This window comes from Streptomyces sp. NPDC005566, from assembly GCF_040605575.1.
In the GTDB taxonomy this organism is placed as follows: Bacteria; Actinomycetota; Actinomycetes; order Streptomycetales; family Streptomycetaceae; genus Streptomyces.
Genome location: NZ_JBEXDB010000050.1, coordinates 1 through 5,732, shown reverse-complemented (window position 1 = coordinate 5,732; position 5,732 = coordinate 1). Strand labels below are relative to the sequence as shown.

Below are 5,732 nucleotides of genomic sequence, written 5' to 3'. Positions count from 1 at the left end.
TTCGTGCTGTATTCCTCGGCGTCGGCGACGTTCGGTACTCCGGGGCAGGGTAACTACTCGGCTGCCAATGCTTACCTTGACGCTCTTGCCGTCCGTCGCCGTAGGGAGGGCTTGCCCGGTCTGTCTCTGGCTTGGGACATGTGGCAGCAGGCCAGCGGGATGACCGGTCATCTGCAGGGTCGGCTGGCCCGGGGGCTGGCGACGGAGCAGGCGTTGTCGTTGTTCGATCTTGCGCTGGGTCGTGCGGAGGCGCAGTTGGTGCCGGTCGGTCTGGATCTGGCGGCGGTGCGGGCGGCCGGGGAGGTTCCGGCGTTGTTGCGTGGTCTGGTGTCGGGCCGGGTGCGGCGTGGGGTTGCGCAGGCGTCCGGTGCCGGTCTGGCGCTGGTGCAGCGGCTGCGGTCGGTTCCCGAGGGCCGGCGGTTGCCGATGCTGCTGGAGTTGGTGCGCGGCAGCGCGGCGACCGTGCTGGGGCATGCTTCGGCCGACGCGATCGGTGAGCGGCAGGCGTTCAAGGACCTGGGCTTCGACTCACTCACCGCGGTGGAACTCCGCAACCGACTGACGGCGGACACCGGCCTGCGACTGCCCGTTGCGCTGGTGTTCGACTATCCGAATCCGACTGTCCTCAGCGACCATCTGCTGACGCAGTTCTTCGGTGCGTCGGACACGGCCGTGCAACCGACGCGGCAACTCACCGTGACGGGTACCGACGAACCGATCGCGATCGTGGGCATGGCCTGTCGGTTCCCCGGCGGGGTCACGTCACCGGAGCAATTGTGGGACCTGGTCGCCGACGGAGTGGACGGCATGTCACCGTTCCCGACGGATCGCGGTTGGCCCACGGACCTGACGAGCCGAGCCGCCGGCGTGGGCGGATTCATCCATGACATGGACGGCTTCGACGCCGAACTCTTCGGCATCTCGCCGCGTGAGGCCGTCGCCATGGACCCGCAGCAGCGGCTGGTGCTCGAGTCGGCCTGGGAGACCTTCGAGACCGCGGGGATGGATCCTCGGTCGCTGCGGGGCCGTAGCGTAGGCGTGTTCGCCGGTGCCGCCTCTTCGGGGTACGGCGTGAACGCGCGGCTGCCGGAAGGCGCCGATGGGCACCAGGTGACCGGTAGCACGACCAGTGTGATCTCCGGCCGCATCGCCTACACCTTCGGGCTGGAGGGCCCGGCAGTCACCGTGGACACGGCGTGTTCGTCGTCGCTGGTGGCACTCCACCTGGCCACCCAGGCGCTGCGGGGCGGTGAGTGCGAGCTCGCACTGGCCGGCGCAGTGACGGTGATGGTCACGCCGGGCATGATCGCGGAGTTCGACCGGCAGGACGGGCTGGCCGGTGACGGGCGGTGCAAGGCGTTCGCCGCGGCGGCCGACGGAACGGCCTGGGGCGAAGGCGTCGGCCTGCTGCTCCTGGAGCGGTTGTCGGACGCGGAGCGTAACGGGCATCAGGTGCTCGCGGTGGTGCGTGGCAGTGCGGTGAACCAGGACGGTGCGTCGAATGGTCTGACGGCGCCGAACGGTCCGTCGCAGCAGCGGGTGATCCGTCAGGCGTTGGCGAATGCCCGGCTGACCGGCGCGGACGTCGATGTGGTGGAGGCGCACGGGACGGGGACGCGTCTGGGTGATCCGATCGAGGCGCAGGCGTTGCTGGCGACGTACGGCCAGGAGCGGGGCGACTCCGACGAGCCGTTGTGGCTGGGGTCGGTGAAGTCGAACATCGGGCATACGCAGGCGGCTGCGGGTGTCGCGGGTGTGATCAAGATGGTGATGGCGTTGCGGCACGGTGTGTTGCCGGCGACGTTGCATGTGGATGAGCCGTCGCCGGAGGTGGACTGGTCGGCGGGTGCGGTGGAGTTGCTGACGGAGGCCCGGGCGTGGCCTGAGATTGACCGTCCGCGCCGGTCCGGTGTGTCGTCGTTCGGGATCAGTGGCACGAACGCGCACGTGATTCTGGAGCAGGCGCCGGCCGGAACTCCGGCCCAGGCTCCCGTTCCGGCTGCTCCCGTTGCGGGTGTGTCGGCGTGGGTGGTGTCGGCGAAGTCCGAGGCGGCGCTGCGGGCGCAGGTGGAGCGGCTCGGAGCGTATGTAGCGAATGCTCCGGACCTGGATCCGGTGGATGTGGGGTGGTCGCTGGCGACGACGCGTGCGGCGCTGGAGCATCGCGCGGTGGTGGTCGGCGAGAGCCGGGAGGAGCTGCTGGCCGCCCTGCCCACAGCCGCGTCGGCCACCGTGGTTTCTGGTGGTGTGGTGTTCGTGTTCCCGGGTCAGGGCTCGCAGTGGGTGGGCATGGCACGGGAGTTGTGGGACACGTCGCCGGTGTTCCGGGAGCGGCTGTCCGAGTGTGAGACGGCACTGGCCCCGTTCGTCGACTGGTCGCTGACCGACGTTGTTCTGCATGACGGTGATGTGGACCGGGTGGACGTGATTCAGCCGGTGTTGTGGGCGGTGATGGTGGCTCTGGCGGAGGTGTGGCGTTCGGCGAGTGTGGTGCCGTCCGCGGTGGTGGGTCATTCGCAGGGTGAGATCGCTGCGGCGTGTGTGGCGGGTTGGTTGTCGTTGGATGACGCGGCACGGGTGGTGGCGCTGCGGTCGAAGGCGCTGGTGGCCGTGGCCGGCGGCGGGGGCATGGTGTCGGTCGCCGTCGGGCGGGAGACGGTCGAGGACCTGGTGTCGGACCGGGTGTCGGTGGCGGCGGTGAACGGTCCGTCCTCAACGGTGGTCTCTGGTGATGACGAGGCGCTCGACGCGTTCATGGCGGAGTGCGATCAGCGTGGTATTCGCACACGCCGGATTCCGGTGGACTACGCGTCTCATTCACCGCGGATGGAGGAGCTGCGGGAGCGGATTCTTGCGGATCTGGCCGGGCTGTCCCCGGCTGTCGGCACGGTTCCGATGTTGTCCACGCTGACCGGTGGCCTTGTCGAGGGCGGTCTGGATGCCGGGTACTGGTTCGACAATCTTCGTTCGACGGTGGAGTTCGAGACCGCGGTCCGGTCCCTGCTGGGGCAGGGCATGCGCACGTTCATCGAGGTCAGCGCCCATCCGGTGTTGACGGTGGGTGTGGAGGAGACCGTCGACGCGGCAGGTGTGGAGGCGGTGGTGCTGGGCACGCTGCGGCGTGGCGAGGGCGGGATGCGGCGTGTCCTGGCTTCCCTCGGCGAGGCATGGGCAGCCGGCGTCGACGTCGACTGGACCACGGTGCTCACCGGCCGCCACGTCCCGCTTCCCACCTATGCGTTCCAGCATGAGCGGTACTGGCTGGACGGGCCGTCTCCGTCTGTCCAGGGTGCCGGGGTGGTGGATGCGGTCGAGTCCCGGTTCTGGGATGCCGTGGAGCGTGGTGATCTCGACGAGCTCGCGGGCACGTTGCAGTTGTCGGAGGCCCCGGAACTGCTGGGGTCGGTGGTTCCGGCGCTGGCGTCGTGGCGCCGGGAGCGACTGCAGCGCTCCGTCATCGACACCTGGCGCTACCAAGTGACATGGAAGCCCTTGGAAACTGCACCTGTCACCACCCTGCCCACCGGCACCTGGCTGGTGGTTGGGCCTGAAGACGGTGATGTGGCCGGGGCGTTGACGGGTGCGGGTGGCGCAGTTGTGGGCCTGCCGGTGGACGCACTGTCGGACCGTGCGGCTGTGGCCGGGCGGCTTGCCGAGGTCGGGGATGTGCGTGGTGTGGTGCTGGTGGCGGGGTCGGCTTCGGCCGGTCTGCCTGCCCGTGGCGGTGTGGTCGCGGACGAACTCACTTGCGTGACGGTGCTGTTGCAGGCACTGGGTGATGCGGGGGTTGACGCGCCGTTGTGGGTGGCGACGCGGGGTGCGGTTGCTGTGGGTGCTTCGGACCGGGTGGTCGATCCGGTGCAGGCTGCGGTGTGGGGTCTGGGCCGGGTCGCGGCCCTGGAGTTCCCGCAGCGCTGGGGCGGCATGATCGACCTGCCCGAGACCCTCGACGCCCGAGCGGGCGCCCGGCTGGTCGGTGTCCTGACGGCCGACGGTGGTGAGGACCAGGTCGCCGTGCGTGGGTCCGGTGTGTACGGGCGCAGGCTGGCACGTGCGGTGCCGGCCGTTGTGCCGGAAACGGTCTGGGGTCCTTCGGGGACGGTACTGGTCACGGGCGGTACCGGTGCGCTGGGTGTAGAGGCGGCCCGCTGGCTGGCCGGCCGGGGCGTGCCGCACCTGATACTGACCAGCCGCGGGGGTGTCGCTCCGGAGGGTCTGGTCGAGGAACTGTCGGAGCTGGGTGCCCGCGTGACGGTCGCCGCGTGTGACGTGACCGACCGGGACGCCCTGGCCGGAGTGATCGCTGATGTTCCCGAGCAGTGGCCGCTTACCGGTGTCGTGCACGCCGCAGGTGTCGGGGACGCACAACTGCTGGAAGCAGCCGACCGGGACACGACGGCCGTGATCATCGGTGCGAAGATCGACGGCGTCGTGCACCTGGACGAGCTGACCTCCGGCCTGCCCCTGGACCTGTTCCTGGTGTTCTCCTCCGGCGCTGCCGTTTGGGGTGGTGCGGGCCAGGGCGCCTATGCGGCAGCGAACGCGTTCCTCGACGCCTGGGCACAACACCGCCGCGAGCGCGGCCTGCCCGCGACGTCGGTGGCGTGGGGTCCCTGGGCCGGCGCGGGAATGGCCGTCCAGGGCGACACCCAGCAGCTCCTGCGCCGACGCGGCATGTCACCGATGAACCCTGAACTCGCCGTACGCACACTCGCCTCGGCCGTCGACAACGGGGAATCGGGACTTACCGTCGCCGACATCGACTGGGCAGCGTTCGCTGCCTCGTTCACCGTGATCCGCCCGAGCCGACTCCTCGCCGAACTCCCGGAAGCCACCTCCACTCCGGACACACCGGTGTCGCCGGACGAGGACGCCGCGTCGGCCGTTCTGCGACGCCAGCTCGACGGGATACCCGCCGGACAGCGCCGCCAACTGGTCTTCGACGTGGTGCGCACCCACGCGGCGGCGGTCCTCGGGCATACGAGCGCAGAATCGGTGGACGCCGGCCGCGCCTTCCGTGACCTGGGCTTCGACTCCCTGATGGCCGTGGAAGTACGTAACCGCCTGCAGTCCGTCACAGGTCTGCGGCTTCCCTCCACGCTGGTTTTCGACCACCCCACCCCTCTCGTACTGGCAGAGTTCCTCTTGGCCGAACTCTCGGGGACCGAACCCGGCGCATCGTCGCCGACACGGCCGGTGGCAACGGCGATCGGCTCCGATGAACCGGTCGCGATCGTGGGGATGGCCTGCCGCTTCCCCGGCGGCGTCACCTCCCCCCAGTCCCTGTGGGACCTGGTGGAAAGCGCGGGCGATGCGGTCGGGCCCTTCCCCACCGACCGCGGCTGGCCCGCCTCGATCGCCGGATGGGGCGCCTTCCTCGAAGATGCGGGCGAGTTCGACGCCGACCTGTTCGGGATCAGCCCCCGCGAAGCCCTCGCCATGGACCCCCAACAGCGCCTCCTCCTCGAAACAGCATGGGAAGCATTCGAGTCGGCAGCCCTCGACCCCGCCAGACTGCGCGGATCCTCGACCGGCGTGTTCGTGGGCGGCACCGCATCCGGATACGGCACCGGGACACAAATGCCACAAGGAGCCGAGGGTCACCTGCTGACCGGCAACGCAACCAGCGTCATGTCGGGCAGGGTCTCCTACGCCTTCGGCCTCGAAGGCCCCGCCGTCACCGTCGACACAGCCTGCTCCTCCTCCCTCGTCGCACTGCACCTGGCCGCACA

The 5,732-nt window shown here is 69.8% G+C and carries 1 protein-coding gene and 1 pseudogene; both read left to right on the top strand.

Features of this window, described 5'->3' with window-relative positions; genetic code table 11:
- Positions 1 to 3: 3 nt before the first annotated feature.
- A pseudogene (locus ABZS61_RS34585) lies at positions 4 to 87 on the top strand (KR domain-containing protein); the annotation flags it as partial.
- A gap of 24 nt (positions 88 to 111) precedes the next feature.
- The coding region (locus tag ABZS61_RS34580) for a type I polyketide synthase (RefSeq protein WP_356430430.1) at positions 112 to 5,732 on the top strand (5,621 nt) is incomplete at its 3' end.